Source organism: Devosia sp., assembly GCF_039927955.1.
Classification (GTDB): Bacteria; Pseudomonadota; Alphaproteobacteria; order Rhizobiales; family Devosiaceae; genus Devosia.
This window is the reverse complement of sequence record NZ_JBDSUA010000005.1, coordinates 17,166-39,117: the sequence shown is the minus strand read 5'-3', so window position 1 is coordinate 39,117 and position 21,952 is coordinate 17,166. Positions and strand designations below refer to the sequence as shown.

Sequence of the window (21,952 nt, the reverse complement as noted above, 5' to 3'; positions counted from 1 at the left end):
TCCCGGCCGGACTTGCCAATCAGCCTTTGAGCCCCAGCCAGATTTCAATAGTGCCGAAGCCGGTGCGACCATCGAAGTCCTGGCCATAGTGCTCGATCATGGCGCAGCCCGGATCGGGAACGCGGCCGGCAGTGGGCAGCCAGTTGGCATAGACGTGGTGGACTGTGGCGCGGATGGTGGTGACGTGGCCGGGATGGGTAAAGCGGGCATATTGCCGGCGCGAGATTTCGATGCCGGTCAATTCGGGCGGAAGATCGGCCGGATCGGTGACCGCGACGCCGCAGAAATAGTCGAAGGTGCCGTCGTCAAACACCTCGCCAATGACGCCGTAGCTGCCGCCGCCGGCCTGGCCATCAATATTGCCGAGGAAGGGCTGAAACCGCTGCCATTGCTCGGGAATGCTCGCCCCAGTTTGAACGGGGTGCCGGCTGATCAGCCCGGCGAGACGCAGCGGACCAATGGTTTCAATGCTTGGCTCGATCAAGGTCGATGGAGTGGCGGGGTGCATGGACATGGGTTGCACCAACCGCAGCCCATCAAGATTGCCTTGGCGGCGGACTTCTTCGGGGGTTCGGCCGAACTGGTCGCGGAAAGCGCGCGTGAAGGCCTCGTGCGAACCATAGCCGAAATCCAGCGCGACAGCGAGAATATCGGGTGCGCCGGCAGCCAGGGTGCGCGCGGCTTCGGTCAACCGGCGACCACGCAGATAGCCGCTGACGGTATAGCCAGTGGTCAGGCTGAAGGCACGGGACAGGTGAAATTTGGACATGCCGGCCATATCGGCAAGATCGTCGAGGCTGACATCCTGGCGAAAGCGGCTTTCGATATACCAGATGGATTTGGCAATGCCGGACATGGGTTTCCTGCGTTCAAGCGCCGTCTATGGCACAGGCCACCCCACAAGACTTGATTGGGATTGCGGTTTAGGCAAGTGCGGTCAGCGCTTGCCGATCATGGCAAAGAACCGGTCCTGCTCGACGCGGTCTTCGGCAAACACCCCGGTAAAGCGGTGGGTAATGGTCGCCGAGCCATGGATACGCACGCCGCGCATCGACATGCACATGTGTTCGGCTTCGATCATCACGGCGGCGCCGCGCGGGCCAAGGTGTTCGTTGATGGCGTCAATGATCTGCGCCGTCAGGTTTTCCTGCGTCTGCAGTCGCCGGGCATAGACTTCGACCAGGCGGGCAAGTTTGGAAAGACCGACGACGCCATCATGAGGCAGGTAGGCGATATGCACCTTGCCCACGAACGGCACCATGTGGTGTTCGCAATGGGAAGAGAACGGAATATCGCGCACCAGCACGATATCGTCGTAGCCGCCGACCTCCTTGAAGGTCTTTTGCAGGATCGCCCTGGGGTCTTGTTCGTAGCCGGCGAAGAGTTCCTTATAGGACCGCGCGACGCGCGCAGGGGTTTCCAGCAGGCCTTCGCGGTGGGGGTTGTCGCCGGCCCAGGCGATCAGGGTGCGTACCGCTGCTTCGACTTCTTCCTGGGTGGGACGGACGGGCAGGTCACCCGGAATGGCGGCCGTGATCGGCGTTACGCTGGCGTCCATGCTCAGTTCCTTCGCTTTGGGCCTCGCTATAACGCGCGGCAATCGCGATTGGACCACAAATAGAGCGTCGCCTTGCCCTGACAGTCCGGTTGCAGCACCTTATATAGGAGGTGGTGCCACGCTCACAAGAAACAGAATTGTTCGGTTTATGGAACTCAGCGATCTCTATTCCGAAAAGATCCTCGATATTGCAGCAAACGCCCCCAAGGCGGTGCGGCTGGCCAATCCGGATGCGTCGGCGCGAAAAGTGAGCCGGATTTGCGGCTCGCTGATCGAGGTGGATGTCCGGGTTGCCGATGCGGTCATTGTCGGATTCGGCCACGAGATTTCCGCCTGTGCGCTGGGCCAAACCTCGACTGCCATCGTGGCGCGGGAGATTGTCGGCACGCCGGTCGCAGAATTTCTCGGTCTCCGCGCGCAGATGCACGCCATGCTCAAGGACAATGGTATGCCGCCAGCCGGCAAATGGGGCGACCTCAAATATCTGGAGCCGGTGCGGGACTACCGGGCGCGGCATGTTTCAACGCTCCTGGTGTTTGATGCGGTGGCCGATGCGCTGGCAAAAGTGCAGCCGGCGGAATCGGTTAGCGTTGCGTCCTGATGCATAGATTCACCTACTGGCTATGGTTCATCATCGACTTGCCGTTCAAATTCGCGGCCGTGTTTCTGATCACCATCTATCGCTACACGCTCTCGGCCTTTGCCGGGCGGACATGTCGGCATGCGCCGAGCTGTTCGGAATTTACCCAGGAAGCGATCTGGAAATACGGCTTCTGGCCCGGCGGCTGGATGGGATTTGCCCGCTTCAGCCGCTGCCGCCCGGGCGGCACGCATGGCTATGATCCGGTGCCTGAGACGATCCCGGCGGGAGCCAAGTGGTATCTGCCCTGGAGTTATGGGCGGTGGCGGTAGGCGCCACAGCGCTATGGGCTGGCAACGCGCGCAAACCGTGCTAGACAACCGGCCTTCCGGCGATGATCGCCGGAGCCAACTGAATTCATGGAGACTAAAATGATCAAGGTGACGTTCCCCGACGGTGCAGCTCGCGATTTTGCGCGTGGCACCACCGGGACCACCGTGGTCGAATCCATCTCCAAGTCGCTGGCCAAGAAGACGGTGGCGATGCGCTGGAATGGCGTGCTCAGCGATCTTTCCGATCCGCTGGAGGCCGATGGCAAGATCGAGTTCGTAACGCGCGACAATGGTTCGGCCGATGTGCTGGGTCTGATCCGTCACGACGCGGCCCACGTTCTGGCCGAAGCCGTTCAGGAGCTATGGCCAACCACGCAGGTCACCATCGGTCCGGTGATCGACAACGGCTTCTACTACGACTTCAAGCGTGACGAGCCGTTCTCGGAAGAGGATTTCCCGGCCATCGAAAAGAAGATGGCCGAAATCATTGATCGCGGTGCTGCCTTCACCAAGGAAATCTGGACGCGCGATCAGGCCAAGGCCTTCTTCAATGCCCGCGGCGAAAACTTCAAGGTCGAGTTGGTCGATGCCATTCCGGCTGACCAATCGCTCAAGATGTACAAGCAGGGTCAGTGGATCGACCTGTGCCGTGGCCCGCATATGCGTTCGGTCAAGGATGTTGGTCTGGCGTTCAAGCTGACCAAGGTGGCCGGCGCCTATTGGCGCGGCGATAGCAACAATCCGGTACTGAGCCGCATCTACGGCACTGCCTTTGCGACCAGGGAAGAACTCGACGCCTACCTGCACATGATGGCCGAGGCGGAAAAGCGCGATCATCGCAAGATCGGGCAGGAGATGGACCTTTACCACTTCCAGCCCGAAGCGCAGGGGAGCGTGTTCTGGCATCCCAAGGGCTTCGTCATGTACAACCAGATGGAAGCCTATATCCGTCGCCGGCTGAACAAATCGGGCTATGTGGAAGTCAAAACTCCGCAGCTGATGTCGTCCAAGTTCTGGGAACAGTCGGGCCACTGGGGCAAGTACCGCGAAAACATGTTCGTGGTGCCTGATGAAGTGCCGGGGACCGATGATGAAGGTCCGGTGCTGTCGGGCAAGAGCGACCTGATGGCGCTCAAGCCGATGAACTGTCCGGCCCATATCCAGATTTTCAACCAGGGCATCAAGTCCTATCGCGACCTGCCGCTGCGCATGGCCGAGTTCGGCTGCTGCCACCGCAACGAAGCCCACGGCGCGTTGCACGGGCTTATGCGCGTTCGGCAGATGACCCAGGACGACGCGCATATTTTCTGCCGCGAAGACCAGATCCAGGCCGAAACCGAGCATTTCGTGCATCTGCTGTACTCGGTCTACGAGCACATGGGCTTTGCCGATGTGGTGATCAAGCTGGCCACCCGTCCGGAAAAGTTCGGTGGCACCGTCGAGCGCTGGGACGCGGCCGAGAAGGCGCTAGGCGATGCGCTGCGCGCCACCGGCTATGATTTCGAGATCGCCGAGGGCGAGGGAGCGTTCTATGCGCCCAAGCTGGAATTCCACCTCAAGGACGCCATCGGGCGCTCGTGGCAGGTGGGCACGCTGCAGCTCGACTATGTGCTGCCGGAGCGCCTGAACGCCACCTATGTGGCCGAAGACGGTTCGCGCCAGTTCGCGGTGATGCTGCATCGCGCCATTTTCGGCTCGCTGGAGCGGTTCCTTGGCATGATGATCGAAAGCTATGCCGGTCGCATGCCGATGTGGCTGGCCCCGACCCAGGTGGTCGTTGCAACCATCGTTTCGGAAGCCGACGAGTATGCGCAAAAGCTGGTCCGCCAGTTGCGCGATGCCGGTATCCGGGCCGAGCTCGACGTGCGCAACGAGAAGATCAACTACAAGGTGCGCGAGCACTCGGTCGGCAAGGTGCCGCTGATGTTTGTGGTGGGCAAGCGCGAGGCCGACGAGGGCACTGTGTCGGTGCGTCGTCTGGGTGCCGAAGGCCAAAAGGTCATGCCGGCAATGGATGCCATCGTGGCGCTGATGGCCGAAGGCACTGCGCCGGACCTGAAGCAGGCTGCTGCCTAACCCGTCAATCGAGCCCGCATGGCCTTGCCGTGCGGGCTTTTTATAGAGACCGATCATGCCGCAACGTCCCAGCAACCGCGAACTCAAAGTCCTTGGCAATATGGGCGCCGATGGCGTGCTGGGTCCCGATGACTTCACGGACATCGGCGAAAAAGTGTTTGGACTGATGCTGCAAAAAGGCTGGATTCAGCCCGCCGGCCCGGCGGATAAATACAAGATTACCGACAAGGGCATCGACATTCACGACGAGCAGGCCTGGCGCGGCCGCTCCAAGCGCTGAGGGGCTGGTCCGTGGTAGAGCCAATCGCCATCACCCGGACCATCTTTCTCGATCCCACCGAGGTTTCCGAGAGCTTTATCCGCAGCTCCGGCCCGGGCGGGCAAAACGTCAACAAGGTTTCGAGCGCGGTGCAGATCCGGTTTGATCTGCGCAACTCGCCGTCCCTGCCGGAGGGGCTCAAGTTGCGGGCCATCGGCATTGCCGGCAGCAAGTTGACCAAGGACGGCGTTCTGGTCATCACCTCCAATACCTACCGCGAACAGCCGCAGAATCGTCAGGAAGCGCTGGCGCGACTGGTGATGTTGCTGCGGCAGGCGGCCATTCCGCCCAAGCCCCGGGTGGCGACCAAGCCGACAATGGGCTCCAAGGTCCGGCGGCTGGAAAGCAAGGCGCAGCGCGGCGCGATCAAGCGCATGCGCGGCACTGGCGTCGAGGAAGAGTAAGCCTGACAAGGTGCCGCTGTTTCCGCGTGCGCCGCACGGCTCCCTCGCTTGAGGGGAACTTTTATTTTGAAACTCTTGGGCGGGCGCGCGTAGCCCACCCTTGATCCCTCCCCACAAGGGGGAGGGAGACGACTGCGGATTTTCCGCAGGAATCGAAGTAACAGTCAGGTCTCCCTCCCCCTTGTGGGGAGGGGACAGGGGTGGGGGTGAGTTGGCTGCGCCCAGAATCCAGAGTGAACATTCCTCTCCTCAGAGAGGGGAGCAGAGCCAGCAAATCTACTTCGCGGTCGCAGTGATGTTGACCTTGCCGATCAACTGGGTCGGATCGCTTTCAGCGGCCATGAAGTCCATCAGGCCCAGGCCCGGTTCGTCCTTGGCAACCAGATTGATGTTGAGCGACTTGGCGGTACCGGAAACGAACTTGCTGACGGCTTTGCCGACATTGCCGCCTTCGGCGGCGCCGGCCAGATAGCTGATGATGGTGCCTTCGGCGAGGCTCGAGAACACGGTCCGCATGGTGGCTGGGTCCATGCCTTGATCGGCTGAGGCGCGCTTCAGGATCAGGTCAGACAGACCCGCGTCGAGCACGTCGAGATTGAGCGTCTTGACCACAATGCCCATGGCAGCGCCCATCGCTTCGTCATTGCTTATCGAGAACAGCGCCGTGGGTACATTGCCCAGGCCGCCCGCCAGCTTGACGGTGGCCAGATCGGCACCGGTCAGCGACAGGTCGTTGATCGCAATGCTCTGGGTGGCTTCATCCCAAGCCAGGTCAAGGCCGAAACCCAGGTCGAGCTTGGTAACGCCCAGGTCGATCAAGGTCTTCATCTGCTCGTCGGTGGTATCGGTCGGGATGCCGATCACCACGTTGCTGGCCGAACTCGTAATCGCGGTTGGAATGCCGTTGAGATATTTGGCCAGCGACAGATCAAAGCCGGCGATCGTGGCCTTGACGCGCTCGCTCGGCGTGTCCGGATTGGGCGCATCGACTGCGAAATCCTTGAACGACAGGCCAGCATAGGACGGGATCAGGCTGCGGGCATTGGCGGTCAACCAGGCCTCATCGACGGCAGCGGGCGCCGCTTCGATGGCGGCGATGACGCTGGTGAGATCGAAGGTCTTGGAGGTAAAGTTGGCGAGGCTGAATTTGCCGTCGGTGCCGACATCGGCCTTGATGTCGTTCAGCGAAATTTCCGGGTAGTGGCCGGGTTCAAACCCACTCATGGTCATGCCACCAAGCGCGATGGTCATCGGTTGGCCATCATCGGTTTTGCCGGAGCAATCGATGCCGCCAAAGTCCATCGGCGACGATTTGAACGCGGTCAGGAAGTCGGCATACATCTTGAAGACCTTGCCCATCGATTCAGGGGAGGGCGATCCCTTCTGAGCTTCCATGTCGGAAGCGATCTTCATCATCTCGCTGAAGCTGGTCTTGAGCGGCCTGGCCTCAAAGGAGGCGACGCTGATCGCGCCGATCTTGCAATCGACGTTGGTCGCCGAGAGCGTGCCGCCCGCCATGGCAAGATCGGTGTAGATCGGCTTGAAACCTGCGTCGGCCGCTGCGGGGACCAGGCCATAAATGCCCAGGGTGCCGCCGATATCGAGCGTGCCGGTCGACATCTTGCCGAAGCTGGCTTTGAACTCACCGGTGCTGCTGGAAACGTCCGCGCCACCAATCGAGGTGCTGGTGGCAACACCGCCGACAACCTTGTCGAGCACCAGATCATGATAGGTGACTTCGCTACTCACCACCGCGCCGTCGGCGCCGGGTGCGGAGAAGGTCATGGTGACCGAAGGGATGGTGATGCTGGTGGCTTCGAGCTTGGCCAGTTCTTCGGCATGGCCGGCGATATTGCCGCTGGCGATTTCGCGCAACACTGCGTCGCTGACATTGGCGCCGATGGCTTCAATGGTCGGGATGTCGATCTTGTATTCCATCGGTGCGGCGGGGGCGGCCGGCTGAGCCATGCCGCCCGAGGCGCCCTTGTCTTTGATTTTGGCTGCCGTGGCCGGTATGGCGGGGAGGGCCACCGAGATCAGGCATGCTGCGGCCACTGCCGCCAGGCGTTTGCGCGATTGAAATTTCCAATTCATCGTACGGTTCTCCAATGGTGGCAGGCTTGGTGCGCAAGATGGTCCAATCGGCACAACGGGGCAATACCTAAAGGGGGGATGCCGGGCATGGTCATCGGCCAGCTTGCTTGCCGTCAGTAGACCGTGGTCAGGACTTCGATTTCCTTGCTGGCGCCGGGCAGCACCTGGAACTCGCGGTTGAACACCTTGTCGCCCTGCTTGGCGAGGACGAGGTAGTCGCCCGCCGCCAGGACGGTGGCCGGGAACGCTCCGAGATCGGTGAACACAGTGGCGCCATCGGCGGTTTTGACGGTCCATTCAACGTCAGCAATGGCTTCGCCGCCGGATTCGGACACCAGCTTGAACGAGATCTGGCTGGCATGGTGATAGAGCGTGGCATCGGTCAATTGTCCGGCTTCGACGCGCAGGTCGGCGCGCACAACGGCATTGATGGTGCCGAAATGCGACACCACGTGATAGGTGCCGGCATTGAGCGTGACGATGTCATTGGGCGCCAGGTTTTCCGCTACCATCTGGCGGTCGGCGTCCGAGCCGGCGGTAAACAGGTCGAATCTGACCAGGTTGATCGGGATCGGAATGTCGCCGTCGATGGCGGCGTTGAGGCGCAGTGCGCCTGCGCCGAGCACGATAGCCTTGGTGTTGTCGCCGTCCACTACGGTCAGGGTATCGCTGGTTTGTGCGCGGCCATAGGCGACGTGAACCACGTATTCACCCGGCGGCAGTTCAACCTTGGCAGTGGCTGAGTCAGATTTGGCCACTAGCGCCAGTTCGCCAGCGGCGTCGGTCTTGGTGTCAAAGATGCGCCAGACCAGGCCATCGGGAATGGTCGCGCCGCCATCGGTGATGCTGGCGGTCAGTGTCACTGGCTGCGGTGCTGCTGCTGCGGCTGAGATGGCGGCCGTGGCCGGGTTGTCAGCGGGCACCGGTGCGGGTGCGGGCGCATCGACTTCGTCGGGATTGCTATTGGCATCGGCCGGCAACACCGGATCGCCCGGGTTGTGCTCTGGGCGGGCCTTGGGCATTGGCGGCATTTCGCTTGTGGCGTCCTGGGCAAAGGCAGCGGTTGGAATCGACATCGGCAAGGCTACGCCGAGCGGCGCCAAGGCTAATACCAGCAATGCCAGACAGTGTTTCAGCCGCATGTCGTCTCCCTCGCACAGGCCATGTGCAGCTCGCCGTTGCAAGACAACGGATTCTTGCGGCGAAAGCTAGGTGCAGATTGGGGAGAAGCTGTGTCATAGCGCCAGCAGGATTGAAACAGTTGGCGCGCCCATCACGGCGATTTCATGTGGGCGGGTTCGGCAGGGCCGGTGACCTGTGCGAGAGATTGTGGAATGACTGCTGCTCGTTCGAGCCAAAGGACACAAGATGCCTGCCAATGCCGCCGTGCGCGACTATCTGTTGACCCGCCGTTCCGTCGGCCTGGCGTTTCTGCAGGAGCCCGGACCGGATGCCGGCCAGCTCAAGACCTTGCTGACCATTGCGACGCGAGTGCCTGATCATGGCAAGCTGGCGCCGTGGCGGCTGGTCGTGATCGATGGCGACGCGCGTGCCGCTGCCGGCGAGAAACTGGCGCAGATCGCCAAGGCGAAGAACCCGGCTATTGAAGAGGCGGCGCTGAACAATGAACGTCGGCAGTTCCTGCCCGCGCCACTGACCATCGGCGTGTTGTCGACGGCGCAGGAGCACGTCAAGATACCGCAGTTCGAACAGTTGATCTCGGCCGGCAATGTGGCGCTGAACCTCGTCCACGGCGCCTATGCGCTGGGCTTTGCCGCGCAATGGGTGACGCGGTGGTTCGCCTATGATGAAACTGCTGCCGCGATGCTCGGCGCCAGGCCGGGCGAACGGTTCGTCGGGTTCGTTCATATCGGCACCCCGACCGCTGTAATCGAGGATCGTCCCCGTCCCGACCTGGATGCTGTCGTTACGCGTTGGCAGGGTTAACGCGGGGTTAACCAACATTAGCGCAATGTTAACGCAAAGTGATTCCGGGAAGACCGTCGCCCGATGGCCGTGCAAGCGATCGCAGTTCCACAAAGTCTGGCCTATGTCCTGAACGCTGCGGGCGACAGGAATGGGGTGGATTTCGATTATCTGCTGCAAACCGCGATGCGCGAAAGCAGCCTCGACCCCACGGCCAAGGCCGGCACCTCCAGCGCCACCGGGCTGTTCCAGTTCCTCTCCGGCACCTGGATGCAGGTGATGAAGCAGGAAGGTCCACGGCTTGGTTACAACCAATATGCGGATCAGATTCAGTCAGATGGCGATGGCGGCTATACCGTGGCTGATCCCGATATGCGGGCCAAGATATTGAAACTGCGCGAAGATCCGCAGATCGCCTCCGATCTGGCGGCGGCCTATACCAAATCCAACGGCGACTATTTGCGCGCCAAGTTCGGGCGGATGCCGAGCGCCGGTGAACTCTATATCGCCCATTTTCTGGGAGCGCAGGGCGCCGAGAAGATGTTCACCGCCGGGTTGAGCGATCCCGATCAGATCGCGGCTGATCTGTTCCCCAAGCAGGCAGCGGCCAACAAGGCGATATTTTACTCTGGCGGGCAGGCGCGCACCATTCGCGATGTGTATCGCGCGCTGGTGGCCAAGCACGATGTGAACGGCGGCGCGTCGACCAATTTCAACGTGCAGCAAATGGCCAGCCAGCCGAGCCAATCCACCGGCCGACCGGTCGAGCATGCACTGCCGTCGCGGTTCTCGCCGGAGAACATGTCGTTCACCGGGCTGTTCCGCACCGAGCCCGAAACGGGTGTGTCGACGCCGCTGGAAGCGGCGCCGGACGCCGGTGGCAGTGCGTTCTTCACTCAACTTTATGCGAAGTAGCGGAACGGCGCCGACGGTGCGCCGTTAATATCTCGTTAGCCAGTGTTCCAAAGCGTCCATGAAAGAAGGCGTTTGCAGAAAGCCTTAGCGAGCCAATTTACGACTCGTTAAAACCCCCGGCGCTTAATCGGGAGGCAAGGAACACCAGTCTGGAACGGAGGAGTTCTGAGATGAAACATGCCTCTTCTGCCGCAAAAACCGTACGCCGTCCCATTCCGCGCGGTTGGACCATTGTGGGCCTCGCAGCGGGTGCCTGGGCCCTGGTGTTCGTAGTGAGTGCCACCGCCAGTTCGCTGTTCCAGTTCGTGGCCAGCGCCGTCTGACATAGAAGTCCAAAGGCTAACCGAGCGCGGTGGTTTCCATCGCGCTTTTTCGTTTCTAGCGTTCGATTATGGTGAACCGTTCCTTAAACCTTGTTCTTTAGGGTTCTCCGCAGGTGTGTGGAGAGTTCGATGGTCGCGTATCAGCAGTTTTTTGACTTGTCGCAATCGAGTGACAGCGAGGAACGCGGTACGGCGGCACATCTGGCGGCGCTGGCCTATCTCAACCATGATGGTCCGGCTGACGAGCAGGCGGCGCTCTATGCGTCGTTGATCGGTTTCCTCGACGATCGCTCCGTCAAAGTGCGCGCCGCGCTCGCTTATGGCCTGCTGCACGCGACCACTGCGCCGCGCCCGATCATGCTGGCGCTGCTGCATGACAGCGCCATTATCGCGCGCGCCGTACTGCAATATTGCCCGGTCCTGATCGATGCCGACATGATCGGCCTGGTCAAAAGCGCAGACCTCTCCATGCTGCTGTCGATGACCTTGCGCACCGCCGTGAGTTCACGACTGGCATTGGCGCTGCTGGCCCGCAATGAGCGGCCGGTAACGATGCGACTGGCGCGTCGTGCCGATGTGGCGCTGGGCGACGCCTGCCTGCTGGAATTGGCCAAAACCTGTGCCAATGACGCTGAACTGCGCGGGGCGCTGCTTGGACGCAAGGATTTGCCGGCCGAGGCGCGACTGTTGCTGGTGCATCAGGTGACCGAGGCGCTGGCTGGCGCGCGCATCGTCAAAGGTGCGATTGCGGCGGACCGCCTGGCGCGCTTGTTGCGGGACAGCACCGATACGGCGCTGGCGGTGATCGGAGAGCGTGAAGCTGGGCAGCCGGGCATGGTCTATGCCGCTGCGCTGGTTGCTGCCGATCAGCTCAGCACGCGGGTCATGCTGCATTCCATTGTCAGCGGCCATGTGATGTTTTTTGCCGATTGCCTGTCGGAGCTAAGCGAGAGCCCGCGCGAGAAGGTTTTCACGCTGCTCGAAAATGGCAGCCGTGCTGCACTCAATGCTTTGCTCGTCCGCTGCGGGCTGGGCGAGGGCGTGCGCAATCTGTTGGTGCGGCTGGTGCTGCATGCCCGTTCGGCTGATCTGGCCGACGACGTGGCAGCGCGACATTTCGTTGTCACCGCGTTGACCGACGAACTGATCGTAGAACACGACGGCGTCATTCCGAGCGATCTGGAAGAGGCCTTCGCTTACCTCAGCGAACAGAACATCATGCTGGCACGCCGCGCTGCCCGGGGGGTGATGTCGTCATTCGCCAGCGAGACCACTACGCCGATGCGTATCCCGGCTATTGGGCAGGACAATCTGCTGGCCCTGCCGGCGGCCTGATCAGTAGCGGAACTGTTCGCTCAGAACCCGTTCTTCCAGGCTCGTGCCGGGATCGAACAGCAAGGTAACGCCCTGGCTACGGTCTTCGCGCACAGTGACTTCAAGCACATTCTGGAATTCAACATTGTCCGCCACGGCGCTGATCGGGCGCTTTTCGGCTTCGCGGGCAATGAACTTGACGGTGGCGCGGTTGCCCAGGATGGCACCGCGCCACCGGCGGGGCCGGAAGGGGGAAATCGGGGTCATCGCCAGCAACTGAGCCTCGATGGGCAGGATTGGCCCATGCGCCGACAGATTGTAGGCGGTGGAGCCGGCAGGCGTCGACAGCAGGATGCCATCGCAGATCAACTCGTCCAGCCGCACTTCGCCATCCACCACGATCTGGATCTTGGCGGTCTGATAGCTGGAGCGAAACAGCGATACTTCATTGAGTGCCAGCGCCGAATGGATTGCGCCTGAGCGGTCGAGTGCCTGCATCGAAAGCGGGTAGATCTGGGTTGGCTGCGCGGCAGCGAGGCGCTCTAACAGGTCGATTTGCGACAGCGCATTCATCATGAAGCCGACCGAGCCGAAATTCATGCCATAGACCGGGATGCCCTTGCGCATGACCCGGTGCAGCGTCTGTAGCATCAGGCCGTCCCCACCGAGCGCGACAACAACCGCAGCCTCGCTGAACGGGGTATCGCCATAGATGACGCGGAGTTCGTTGGCGGCGGCGTCGGCTTCGGGCGTACCGCTGGACACAAAGCCGATCCGGCCGCTGAAATCTGGTGTCACGGAGCGCTCCCGCCGTTACTGCGCGGTCTGCCTAGCATGGGGCGGCACGCAGCGGAAGCGCCGCAGTGATCGCCCAGACTCGACCTCAAGGTCATTCTGCCGATGATATGTCGCGCGTTCCTGACCGGAACCGGCATTGATTCAATTTGTGAAGATGTGCTGCTAAGATGCTGGTACGCCCACGGGGAATCGAACCCCGCTCTGCACCGTGAGAGGGTGCCGTCCTGACCGATAGACGATGGGCGCGTAGCCAGGCTCTGAAGTCTTAGAAGTGCGGCTATCCCTGACAGGAAGGGATGGTACGCCCACGGGGAATCGAACCCCGCTCTGCACCGTGAAAGGGTGCCGTCCTAACCGATAGACGATGGGCGCGCTAAGTGCTGGGTTCGTATATTTGGCTTGTTGGTGATGCGCAACCCCAATTTGTCATCAAGGTGGCGGGTTTTTTCAGCAGCCGCTGAAGGTGACGGGGCGACGGTAGCCGCGTGGCCGGTCTCGCACATCGACATGGATAAAATCGCGCGCGGGATAGCAGCCCAATCCGCCGACGCTGTCGTTCGACATGGCGAATTTGATCAGTTCGGATTTGGGAACGCCGGGGATCTGGAAGTCCGCCGCCATGCATTTCTTGTGGTAGGAATTGTCCTGACCACCGGCCGCCGCATTGTGGCTCTCGTCGCGAAACCCCGAATTCATCACCACTTTGCGGCCGAAATGGCCTTCAAAATCCCAGATGGCGAGCCGTAGCTTGGGCGTCAGGCACAGGGCATTGACGTCCCGGCTGGCCACGTAGGTTCCCCAATCGGACTTCAAACCGCGATAGGCCGAGCCGCTGCTGCTGGCAAACATGGCCAGCGGCACGCAGCCGGTCAGGACCATGGCTGCTGCAAGGGGGACGGCGGCGAGTGCGACAAGACGGTTCATAGCGACTTCCCAGGCCCGGCTGTTGCAGTTGCGCAACGCACAATACCGGGTCCTTCGAAGTCGCTAAAATACGATCAATGTCGCTAACCACGGCCTAATCGCCGTGGTTAGCAAAGCGTTAGCCGAGGTCTACCACTTGCCAGTGTTTGGCATCGACAGCCACGGCTCCTGCGGGGGCAGGGTGCCATCCTGGATCAGTTCGACGGAAATGCCATCGGGTGAACGCACAAACGCCATGTGACCATCGCGCGGTGGGCGATTGATCACCACGCCCATGTCCGACAGATGCTGGCAAAGCGCGTAGATATCCTTCACGCGATAGGCCAGATGGCCGAAATTGCGGCCGCCGGTATACTCCTCCGGGTCCCAATTATAGGTCAGTTCGACCTCGCTGCCCGAATCGCCAGGCGCTTTGAGGAAGATCAGCGTGTAGCGGCCCTTCTCGTTGTCGTGACGACGCACTTCGGCAAGGCCAAGGCCCTCGCAGTAAAATCGGAGGCTGTCGTCGACATTGGTGATGCGCACCATCGTGTGGAGATATTGCATTGCCGGTTCCTCGGGGCTGATTTCATTAGATAATCGGGTCAGCAAGAGCATGCCCGGCAGGCAAATTGATCCTGCATGTGCGGGTATGGACGGTTTTCAAACAAAGTGGCAACATCTTCTTAACTTTTGGCGATGAATCGGCCAATGTGCTTTCGTATTGTGGAGTACCTCGCGGCGGCGGGGCGAGTGCGAAAAGGCTAAGAGGAATATGGGGGCCAAGTCGTCTGGCGAAGACAGCGATAGTGATATCCGGCTTGAAGAGGCCGGTATGTCCAATGTTGCTGGAGCTAATGATGGCGTTCGCGACAGCAGCCTCGATACCATCGAGGTGGTTGGCGCTATCAAGTGGTTCGATGCCGGCAAGGGCTTCGGTTTCATTGTTCCAGACGATGGCAAGCCTGACGTGTTGCTGCACGTAACCTGCCTCCGCCGCGACGGCTACCAGACCGCCTATGAAGGTGCGCGTGTCGTCTGCGAGGCGCTCAACCGTCCGGGTGGCATGCAGGCCTTCCGGATCATTTCCATGGACGAGTCCACCGCGCGCCATCCGGCACAAATGCCGGCGCCGCGGACCCATGTCACGGTCGAGGCGACCTCGGGCATGGTGCGGCTGGAAGTGAAGTGGTTCAACCGCATCCGTGGCTTCGGTTTCCTGTCGGCGGGTGAGGGCACCCCGGATATCTTCGTGCATATGGAAACACTGCGGCGCTTCGGCATCACCGAGTTGCGGCCGGGCCAGTTTGTGCTGGTGCGTTACGGCAATGGACCCAAAGGTCTTATGGTCGCCGAAATCCGGCCCGATGGTTGGGGTGACGCTCCTTCGTCCCACTAGGATTTGAATTCATGTTCAGCTTGGCACCCCGCCTGAGCTTTTCGGCGCGCCCGGTCCGGGCCGCGGCACTGACTGTCGCATTCCTGTTGAGCCTGACGCTGGCTGCGTGCAGTCAGGAAGACCGGTTGACAATGCATACCGCCAAGGGTGATTTCGCATTCAATCTCGAAATCGTCGATACGCCTTCCGGCCGCGCCAAGGGGCTGATGTTCCGGCAGGAGCTGGCCCCGGATGCCGGCATGCTGTTCGATTTCAAGGAACAGCGCCCGGTGTCGTTCTGGATGCAGAACACGCTCATCCCGCTCGATATGGTGTTCATCGACGCCAAGGGCGTGGTTAAATCGGTTCATGTGAACGCGCGGCCACTGGATACCACAGCGATTCCGTCAGGCGCGCCGGTACAGTTCGTGCTGGAAATCGCAGGTGGACGTTCGGTGGAAATCGGCCTCAAGGCCGGTGATACGATGGTTCATCCGCGGGTTAGCACGCTGAAATAGCTGTCAGAGGCGGCTGATCACCATGCATTCCAGGATCGCCCATAGGTGCAGGCTGGCGCCCGCGACAACGAAGACATGCCACAGGGCGTTCTGAAACTTTAGCTTTTCCCACAGATGAAAAACGATGCCCAGGGAATAGACGATCCCGCCGGCCAGCATCAACCACATGGTCAGCGGCGGCAGATTGGTGGCGAGTGACTTGAACACAAACACGCCGCTCCACCCGATCGCCAGGTAAAGTGCGATAGCCAGGCGCCCGAAGCGCTCGGGGACGATGAGCTTGAGCGCAATCCCAACCAGCGAGGCGCCCCAGACGAAGGTGGTCAACAGCGTGCCCGCAGTCGTCCCGCCGAGCACGGCGAGGAAGGGCGTGTAGGTTCCGGCGATGAACAGGAAGATCGCGGCCTGATCGAAACGGGCCAGCACCATCTTGACCGGTGAGACCGGCCACAAATTATAGGCCAACGAGACGCTGAGCACTGCGACGAGCGTGCCGACATACAGAACCAATGCGGGAAATTCGTGGGGAGCGGTATTGGTCAGCGCATAAACCAGCAGGACGGAGCCGATGGTAATGGCCAGGACCAGGCCGATGATATGCACCACGCCATCGGCAATCAGTTCACCCAGCGTGAATGGACGCTGTTCGCGGCTCCACCACGAGTAAACCACCGATTTTTCAGCGCTAGTGTGCATTTGGCCGGCTCCCTGATGCCATTACATTCGGCGATGGAAATGACCAGAACCTTGCGGGCAAGGGGACGTCTGGAAACAGCCTGAAGGCGCTCAGAACCAATTCGATAAAGTTTTAGCGAAACGGGTAAGCGGCCCGAACGTTACATCGCGCTATCAAGACGCGCCGGATGTGGCAGGACGATGTCGTTCGTGCCTAATGTGCTTTGGCATAAGCAAGCAGTTCGGGGCGATATTCGAAGTGCATGGTGTCATAGTGATACCAGCGTCCGCCCCAGATGAAGCCCTGCGCCTCGAACAGCTTCACAACGGCGAGCGGAATGCGGTTCTTGTAGGCAATGGTGCCACCGGTACTTTTGGCCCAGCGCCAGTAATCGGAATAGTCGACATTGATGTCGAAGGCGGCGCCAAACGAGTGAACGCTCAGCTGGCTGGTGCCGGCAATGACCCGCCAGACAAAACCGCCACCCGGATTGCGACCATAGTCATGCAACGGACCGGTCATCGCTGCGGCGACAGCGGCGAGCCGCCGGTCGATCCCGAACAGTTTCGTTACCGGCTGCTTGCCGCCAACCCATTGCGCCGAAACAATATGTGCGCCAACTGCTTTGGCGCTGGCACCGTAGATTTCCTTGAAGAATTCCTCATTGCGAACCCGGCCCGGATCGAAATCCAGCGCCGGTATCAGCTCGCCCCTGTCAGCCAGCGGATAGGCGTAATGGAACATGTCCTCGACATCCGGCGCCTCGATCAACTGTTGCGCCGTTCGGCTTTTGCCATCGTCCCAGACGATATGCTTGCCGTCGGGAAAGACCAGATCGTTGCCTTCAAAGGTGAACAGACCCGGATAGCCAGCGAGCAGCGCAGCGCGTTTGGCTGCGTCGTTGTTCGCCTGCGCCGGGGTCGGGAGCAGCAGTGCCGCGATAGTGAGCAACCAGTACCAAATTGGATGACCTCGCTTTGCCTCGATCATGAAAATGCCAGTTGCACTTTCATGGTCCGCGATCGATCGCCAGCCGCCTCAAACGCAGCAACGGCGTCATCAATGCCGAAGGTGTCCGTCAGCAACGGATTTACATCGACGCGGCGCTGGTTGATCAGGTCCACCGCTAGGGCAAACTCTTCGTGAAACCGGAACGAGCCACGGATTTCGATCTCCTTGGACACGACGAGATTCTGCGGCAGGCTCATTTCGCCACCAAGGCCGAGCTGGATCAGCACACTGCGTGGGCGAAGCACATTGATGCCTGTGGTGAGCGCTGCCGCGTTGCCGGAGCATTCGAACATCACATCGAAGCTGCCCTTGCCAACGGCATATTCGGCCAGCTGTTCGGCTGAGGTGGCGACATTGATGGTTCGGTCGGCGCCCACGGCATCTGCATATGCCAGCGGTGCGTCGTGAATGTCGGTCACGACGATTTCCCGGGCGCCATGGGCCCGGGCGGCCAATATGCATAAGGCGCCGATTGGTCCGCTGCCGGTCACCAGCACGCGCTTGTTCAGCATCGATCCAGCACGGTTCACCGCATGCAGCGTGACCGCCAGCGGCTCGGCAAACGCACCTTCGGCAAAAGTCGTGCTATCGGCCAGTTGATGGCACTGCGACGCATCGGCAACCAGCTGCTGCCGGAAAGCCCCGTGAACATGCGGCATCCGCATCGCACTGCCGTAGAAGCGCATATCGAAGCACTGGTTTTGCTGCCCCTTCAAGCAGTATTCACAGCGATTGCAGGGCAGGGAAGGCGATACCGCGACGCGATCGCCACTCTTGAGCCCTGCCACGCCTGAGCCGACTGCGGAGACTGTTCCCGCTACCTCATGGCCGAGCACCATGGGTTCACGCAACCGCACGGCGCCAAACCCGCCATGCTGATAATAATGCAAGTCCGACCCGCAGATCCCCCCGGCAGCAATGGCGATGCCGACCTGACCCGCTCCGATTGCTGCCATATCCCAATCTTCGAGGCGAAGATCCCTGGCAGCGTGGATGACAACGGCTTTCATGTCTGGGCTTTCCGGGCATTTTGGTAGGATCGCAGCAAGCGAAGCAGCTTTTCGCACAGCTTCTGTGAGGGTGACCGAGCGGTCAAGTGTTGCGACGATAACGGATTTTCCAGAAAAGGCCCAAAGCATCGGTCTTGGCCCTTCAGCAATGTCGGAATTTTCAATGCGACAGCGGTAATTCCAATATTGGAGATAAGCATAGACGAAAAAAGGGTCGCCCAAGGTGGCAGGCCTGAACAGATATCGGTTTCTTGTTACAAGCTGACTTCTTGCAGATCCTCTAGTCGATGTAGCCGGAGGATGACCTTGCCGTCTTTGACAGCACGGATCGGCTCCACGCCAGCTGCCTCCAATTTGGTCAGGACCGCACTGGCGCGGTGGCCGCTCTTTTTCGCCAGCGACGTGAGGTCGGTAAAGCTCGAGCGCACCTTGTCGACCTCCGACTGGTCGAAAGTCCGTCTCGCCAATCGGCCCGCCGGGTTCATGCTCACCTCCGAAACCAGGTGGCCCGCGGCCACCATTTCCTTGACCAACCTGTAGCGAAGGCCCGCGGCTTTGGCGACCTGCCATGTATCCAAGCTATCCGGCGCGATGACAGCTTTGACCTGATCGGCTCGGATCAAGATCGAGGAGTATGGCTTCTCCGATCCGGCTAACCTGCCGACCCAGATCTCCTTGGCAAGGATCATGTCATGTACCCGCGAGAGGGTTCCGGGCATCTGCCTGGAGACGTAGGCCGCGATCCAGTTGGAAAAGAAACTGGGGTTTACCTCCGCGGCATATCCGGGAGACACCACGCTGGTCATGCTGGAAAAGACCTTGGCGCCATAGCGCCGAACATCGCCCAAGCCTGCGGCGCCTGATGCAAGGCATCGGGATGGGACGCTTGCCCCCATCCCGATGTCGGGTCGTCCAGTGAACGCTAGAACAGGCCAGTCGCCTTGGGCGAATAGCTGACCAGCAGGTTCTTGGTTTGCTGATAGTGATCGAGCATCATCTTGTGATTCTCCCGACCGAAGCCGGATGCCTTATAGCCGCCAAAGGCGGCGTGCGCGGGATAGGCATGGTAGCAATTGGTCCAAACCCGGCCCGCCTGGATGCCCCGCCCGATCCGGTAGGCGTCCGTCCCATTGCGCGACCAGACGCCGGCGCCCAGGCCATAGACCGTGTCATTGCCGATGCTGATAGCGTCATCCAGTGTCTTGAACGTCGTTACCGATAGAACCGGCCCGAAAATCTCTTCCTGGAAGATGCGCATCTTGTTGTTGCCGGAAAAGACCGTGGGCTTGAGGAAATTGCCCTTCTCGAAATTCGCACCGAGGTTGGCGCGCTCCCCGCCGGTCAGGCACTTGGCGCCTTCCTGCTTGCCGATTTCGATATAGTCGAGGATCTTGACCATCTGATCCTGGGACGCTTGGGCGCCCATCTGGGTCAGTGGATCAAGCGGGTTGCCGACCCGGATTGCGGCGACGCGAGCAACGGCGCGCTCCATGAACTTGTCGTAGATCGATTCCTGGATCAGCGCCCGCGACGGACAGGTGCAGACTTCGCCCTTATTGAAGGCAAAGAGGGCGAAGCCTTCCAGGGCCTTGTCGAAAAATTCGTCGTCGGCATCCATGACATCGGCCATGAAGATGTTGGGCGACTTGCCGCCCAGTTCCATGGTCTGGGGGATCAGGTGCTCGGCCGCGTAGCCCATGATCTGCTTGCCGGTCGTGGTTTCGCCGGTGAACGAAATCTTGGCGATGCGCGGGTTGGCCGCGATCGCTCGGCCAACCGAGCCGCCAGGACCGGTCACGACGTTGAGCACGCCAGGCGGCAGGATGTCGGCGGTCATGGCTGCCAGCATCAAGAGGGTCAGGGGCGTGTTGGAGGCCGGCTTGATGACTGTGCAATTGCCGGCGGCCAGGGCCGGGGCGATCTTCCAGGCTGCCATCAGGAGCGGGAAATTCCACGGAATGATCTGTCCGACCACGCCCAATGGCTCCTTGAAGTGATAGGCGATGGTGTCGTTGTCGATGGTGGAGATACCGCCTTCCTCGGCCCGGATGCAGCCGGCGAAATAACGGAAATGGTCGATAGCGAGGGGCACATCCGCGGCCCGCGTTTCACGGATGGGCTTGCCATTGTCGAGTGTTTCGGCGATCGCCAGCAGCTCGAGATTTTCCTCCATGCGATCGGCGACCCTGTTGAGCAGGCGCGACCGTTCGGCGGGTGACAGCCGGGCCCAGCCATCCTTGGCCTTGTGGGCGGCATCGAGGGCCAGCTCGACATCCGCCTCCGTCGACTTGGCGACATCGACGAGGCGCTCCCCATCGATCGGGCTGTAGTCCGTGAAATATTGCCCATCGAGTGGGGGGACCCATTTTCCGCCGATGAAGTTGTCGTACCGGGCCGGCAGGTGGCCCTTGGTGCGGACGAATTGGAGCGAGTGCTGGGACATGGTTCTATCCTTGTAGCCGGCGGGTTCGGCCTCCACGGCCAGACCTGCGTCGATCTCGCCATATTCACCTTCTGGCCAGTTCTTGCTTTGCGCTAGATCAAGGAATGGGGTGCCGATCGGTGCAATGTTCCGGCCGAAATCAGCCGCTTGGGCTGCCAGGAGCCAAACATGGTCAAGACAATGAAAGCCGCAGTCGTGCGGGCATTCGGCAAGCCGCTGACGATCGAGGATGTGTCAATTCCCGTGCCTGGTCCGGGCGAAATACTGGTCAAGGTTATCGCCTGCGGCGTGTGCCACACCGATCTGCATGCCGCCAATGGCGACTGGCCGGTCAAGCCGACGCCGCCATTCATTCCCGGCCATGAAGTTGCCGGCCGGGTGGCCGCGATGGGACCTGGCGTCACCGGGTTCAAACCAGGCGACGCCGTGGGCGTTGCCTGGCTGCATGACGCCTGCCGGGACTGCGAGTACTGCCAGACCGGCTGGGAGACGCTGTGCGAGAGCCAGCACAATACCGGCTACAGCGTCGATGGCGGCTTTGCCGAATATGTCATTGCCGACGCGGCCTTCGTCGCGCGGCTGCCGGACAATGTCGATTTCGCTGCCATCGCGCCGATCCTGTGTGCCGGGGTGACAACCTATAAGGGCCTCAAGGAAACCGAAGCCAAGCCGGGCGAATGGGTCGTCATTTCCGGCCTGGGCGGTCTGGGCCATGTGGCGGTCCAATATGCCAAGGCCATGGGCCTGCATGTGGTGGGGCTGGATATTGCACCCGAAAAGCTCGCGCTTGCCAGAGCAGCCGGAGCCGATCTGGCCATTGATGCGCGCTCTCCGGGCGCCATAGAAGCGGTGCTCAAGGCCACCGGCGGCGGCGCTCATGGCGTGCTGGTCACGGCGGTATCTCCGCCCGCCTTCGGGCAGGCGCTGCAGATGGTTCGACGCCGGGGAACGGTCAGCCTCGTGGGTCTGCCACCGGGCGATTTCCCCACCTCCATCTTCGACGTCGTGCTGAAGCGCATCACGCTGCGTGGCTCGATCGTGGGAACGCGGCGCGATCTGGATGAAGCCGTCGCCTTCGCGGTTGAGGGCAAGGTGAAAGCCCATATCACCAAGGCGCCGCTCAGCGAGATCAATGCCGTCTTCGAACGGCTGGCCGCTGGCAAGATCGAGGGGCGCGTGGTGCTGGACTTCTCAGAGGGCACCGCGACGGGCATCGCCGCCAAGGTTGCCGTGCCGGCCTGATCAGTAGCTGCCATAGGCAGAGCAGATGTCTCAGTCCAGTGACGATGGACTGAGACATTTTTATGCGCGGGCGGTCGCTCAGCGAGGGTGCGAAATCCCGCAGGGCGTTGGTGACCTTCCTCGCCGCGTTGC

24 protein-coding genes and 2 tRNA genes are annotated in these 21,952 nt (G+C 61.0%); 12 read left to right on the top strand and 14 right to left on the bottom strand.

Translation table 11 applies throughout. The annotated features are described in order from the left end of the window. Positions 1 to 19 precede the first annotated feature (19 nt). The gene (locus ABIT12_RS02035; RefSeq protein WP_348042823.1) at positions 20 to 856 is read right to left on the bottom strand and encodes an AraC family transcriptional regulator; all 837 of its coding nucleotides are present in this window, start codon (positions 854 to 856) and stop codon (positions 20 to 22) included. An 81-nt stretch (positions 857 to 937) separates the two neighbouring features. Beyond that, entirely contained in the window at positions 938 to 1,558 is a 621-nt protein-coding gene (gene folE, locus ABIT12_RS02030; protein ID WP_348042821.1) for a GTP cyclohydrolase I FolE, read from the bottom strand. A gap of 148 nt (positions 1,559 to 1,706) precedes the next feature. On the opposite strand from folE, the gene ABIT12_RS02025 reads away from it, so the two are divergent. The 5 genes from ABIT12_RS02025 (at position 1,707) to arfB (ending at position 5,269) form a co-directional block, all read left to right on the top strand. Further along, positions 1,707 to 2,159 (top strand): iron-sulfur cluster assembly scaffold protein, encoded by a 453-nt coding sequence (locus ABIT12_RS02025; RefSeq protein WP_348042819.1) that lies wholly within the window; start codon positions 1,707 to 1,709, stop codon positions 2,157 to 2,159. Continuing rightward, positions 2,159 to 2,470, top strand: coding sequence for a membrane protein insertion efficiency factor YidD (gene yidD / locus ABIT12_RS02020; RefSeq protein WP_348042818.1), 312 nt, complete (start codon positions 2,159 to 2,161; stop codon positions 2,468 to 2,470). Before ABIT12_RS02025 ends, yidD begins: the two co-directional genes overlap by 1 nt. Positions 2,471 to 2,569: 99 nt before the next feature. After that, a complete protein-coding gene (gene thrS / locus ABIT12_RS02015) occupies positions 2,570 to 4,546 on the top strand; it encodes a threonine--tRNA ligase (RefSeq protein WP_348042817.1) in 1,977 nt (658 codons plus the stop codon). Between the two features lie 55 nt (positions 4,547 to 4,601). Beyond that, complete coding sequence (locus ABIT12_RS02010) at positions 4,602 to 4,826, top strand: hypothetical protein (RefSeq protein WP_348042816.1); 225 nt, start codon at positions 4,602 to 4,604, stop codon at positions 4,824 to 4,826. 11 nt (positions 4,827 to 4,837) lie between these two features. Next, positions 4,838 to 5,269 (top strand): alternative ribosome rescue aminoacyl-tRNA hydrolase ArfB, encoded by a 432-nt coding sequence (gene arfB / locus ABIT12_RS02005; RefSeq protein WP_348042815.1) that lies wholly within the window; start codon positions 4,838 to 4,840, stop codon positions 5,267 to 5,269. 276 nt (positions 5,270 to 5,545) lie between these two features. Here arfB and ABIT12_RS02000 read toward each other — a convergent pair whose 3' ends face one another. Beyond that, positions 5,546 to 7,363: a hypothetical protein gene (locus ABIT12_RS02000; protein ID WP_348042814.1), complete on the bottom strand. Its 1,818-nt coding sequence runs from the start codon at positions 7,361 to 7,363 to the stop codon at positions 5,546 to 5,548. Positions 7,364 to 7,476: 113 nt separating this feature from the next. After that, positions 7,477 to 8,505, bottom strand: a complete 1,029-nt coding sequence (locus tag ABIT12_RS01995; protein ID WP_348042813.1) for a hypothetical protein — start codon at positions 8,503 to 8,505, stop codon at positions 7,477 to 7,479. Positions 8,506 to 8,731: 226 nt separating this feature from the next. Between ABIT12_RS01995 and ABIT12_RS01990 the strand changes: the two genes are divergently transcribed. The 4 genes from ABIT12_RS01990 (at position 8,732) to ABIT12_RS01975 (ending at position 11,862) form a co-directional block, all read left to right on the top strand. Further along, the gene (locus tag ABIT12_RS01990; RefSeq protein WP_348042812.1) at positions 8,732 to 9,310 is read left to right on the top strand and encodes a nitroreductase; all 579 of its coding nucleotides are present in this window, start codon (positions 8,732 to 8,734) and stop codon (positions 9,308 to 9,310) included. Positions 9,311 to 9,373: 63 nt separating this feature from the next. Continuing rightward, positions 9,374 to 10,204: a transglycosylase SLT domain-containing protein gene (locus ABIT12_RS01985; protein ID WP_348042811.1), complete on the top strand. Its 831-nt coding sequence runs from the start codon at positions 9,374 to 9,376 to the stop codon at positions 10,202 to 10,204. Between the two features lie 170 nt (positions 10,205 to 10,374). Further along, complete coding sequence (locus ABIT12_RS01980; protein WP_348042810.1) at positions 10,375 to 10,527, top strand: hypothetical protein; 153 nt, start codon at positions 10,375 to 10,377, stop codon at positions 10,525 to 10,527. Between the two features lie 129 nt (positions 10,528 to 10,656). Further along, positions 10,657 to 11,862: a DUF2336 domain-containing protein gene (locus ABIT12_RS01975; RefSeq protein WP_348042809.1), complete on the top strand. Its 1,206-nt coding sequence runs from the start codon at positions 10,657 to 10,659 to the stop codon at positions 11,860 to 11,862. On the opposite strand, the gene ABIT12_RS01970 is transcribed toward ABIT12_RS01975, so the two are convergent. The 5 genes from ABIT12_RS01970 to ABIT12_RS01950 form a co-directional block, all read right to left on the bottom strand. Then, a complete protein-coding gene (locus ABIT12_RS01970; RefSeq protein WP_348042808.1) occupies positions 11,863 to 12,639 on the bottom strand; it encodes an NAD kinase in 777 nt (258 codons plus the stop codon). Between the two features lie 171 nt (positions 12,640 to 12,810). Beyond that, positions 12,811 to 12,885: transfer RNA gene (locus ABIT12_RS01965), tRNA-Glu, on the bottom strand. 51 nt (positions 12,886 to 12,936) lie between these two features. Further along, a tRNA-Glu gene (locus ABIT12_RS01960) sits at positions 12,937 to 13,011 on the bottom strand. Positions 13,012 to 13,086: 75 nt separating this feature from the next. Next, positions 13,087 to 13,563: a D-Ala-D-Ala carboxypeptidase family metallohydrolase gene (locus ABIT12_RS01955; protein WP_348042807.1), complete on the bottom strand. Its 477-nt coding sequence runs from the start codon at positions 13,561 to 13,563 to the stop codon at positions 13,087 to 13,089. A 129-nt stretch (positions 13,564 to 13,692) separates the two neighbouring features. Beyond that, complete coding sequence (locus tag ABIT12_RS01950; RefSeq protein ID WP_348042806.1) at positions 13,693 to 14,109, bottom strand: VOC family protein; 417 nt, start codon at positions 14,107 to 14,109, stop codon at positions 13,693 to 13,695. A gap of 268 nt (positions 14,110 to 14,377) precedes the next feature. On the opposite strand from ABIT12_RS01950, the gene ABIT12_RS01945 reads away from it, so the two are divergent. Both ABIT12_RS01945 and ABIT12_RS01940 read left to right on the top strand, forming a co-directional pair. Then, on the top strand, positions 14,378 to 14,941 hold the full coding sequence (locus ABIT12_RS01945) for a cold-shock protein (protein ID WP_348043277.1): 564 nt from the start codon (positions 14,378 to 14,380) through the stop codon (positions 14,939 to 14,941). 11 nt (positions 14,942 to 14,952) lie between these two features. Continuing rightward, on the top strand, positions 14,953 to 15,438 hold the full coding sequence (locus ABIT12_RS01940; RefSeq protein WP_348042805.1) for a DUF192 domain-containing protein: 486 nt from the start codon (positions 14,953 to 14,955) through the stop codon (positions 15,436 to 15,438). Between the two features lie 3 nt (positions 15,439 to 15,441). On the opposite strand, the gene ABIT12_RS01935 is transcribed toward ABIT12_RS01940, so the two are convergent. From ABIT12_RS01935 to ABIT12_RS01915, 5 genes are all read right to left on the bottom strand, one after another. Further along, positions 15,442 to 16,134, bottom strand: coding sequence for a hemolysin III family protein (locus tag ABIT12_RS01935; RefSeq protein ID WP_348042804.1), 693 nt, complete (start codon positions 16,132 to 16,134; stop codon positions 15,442 to 15,444). 193 nt (positions 16,135 to 16,327) lie between these two features. Further along, positions 16,328 to 17,065, bottom strand: a complete 738-nt coding sequence (locus tag ABIT12_RS01930) for a M15 family metallopeptidase (RefSeq protein ID WP_348042803.1) — start codon at positions 17,063 to 17,065, stop codon at positions 16,328 to 16,330. Positions 17,066 to 17,100: 35 nt separating this feature from the next. Continuing rightward, positions 17,101 to 18,135: an L-idonate 5-dehydrogenase gene (locus tag ABIT12_RS01925; RefSeq protein ID WP_348043275.1), complete on the bottom strand. Its 1,035-nt coding sequence runs from the start codon at positions 18,133 to 18,135 to the stop codon at positions 17,101 to 17,103. A gap of 254 nt (positions 18,136 to 18,389) precedes the next feature. Continuing rightward, complete coding sequence (locus ABIT12_RS01920) at positions 18,390 to 18,983, bottom strand: hypothetical protein (RefSeq protein WP_348042802.1); 594 nt, start codon at positions 18,981 to 18,983, stop codon at positions 18,390 to 18,392. A 74-nt stretch (positions 18,984 to 19,057) separates the two neighbouring features. Continuing rightward, positions 19,058 to 20,578, bottom strand: coding sequence for an aldehyde dehydrogenase family protein (locus tag ABIT12_RS01915; RefSeq protein ID WP_348042801.1), 1,521 nt, complete (start codon positions 20,576 to 20,578; stop codon positions 19,058 to 19,060). 168 nt (positions 20,579 to 20,746) lie between these two features. On the opposite strand from ABIT12_RS01915, the gene adhP reads away from it, so the two are divergent. After that, positions 20,747 to 21,820 carry an alcohol dehydrogenase AdhP gene (gene adhP / locus ABIT12_RS01910; protein ID WP_348042800.1) on the top strand — a complete coding sequence of 358 codons (1,074 nt, stop codon included), beginning with the start codon at positions 20,747 to 20,749 and terminating at the stop codon, positions 21,818 to 21,820. The last annotated feature ends 132 nt before the right edge of the window (positions 21,821 to 21,952 follow it).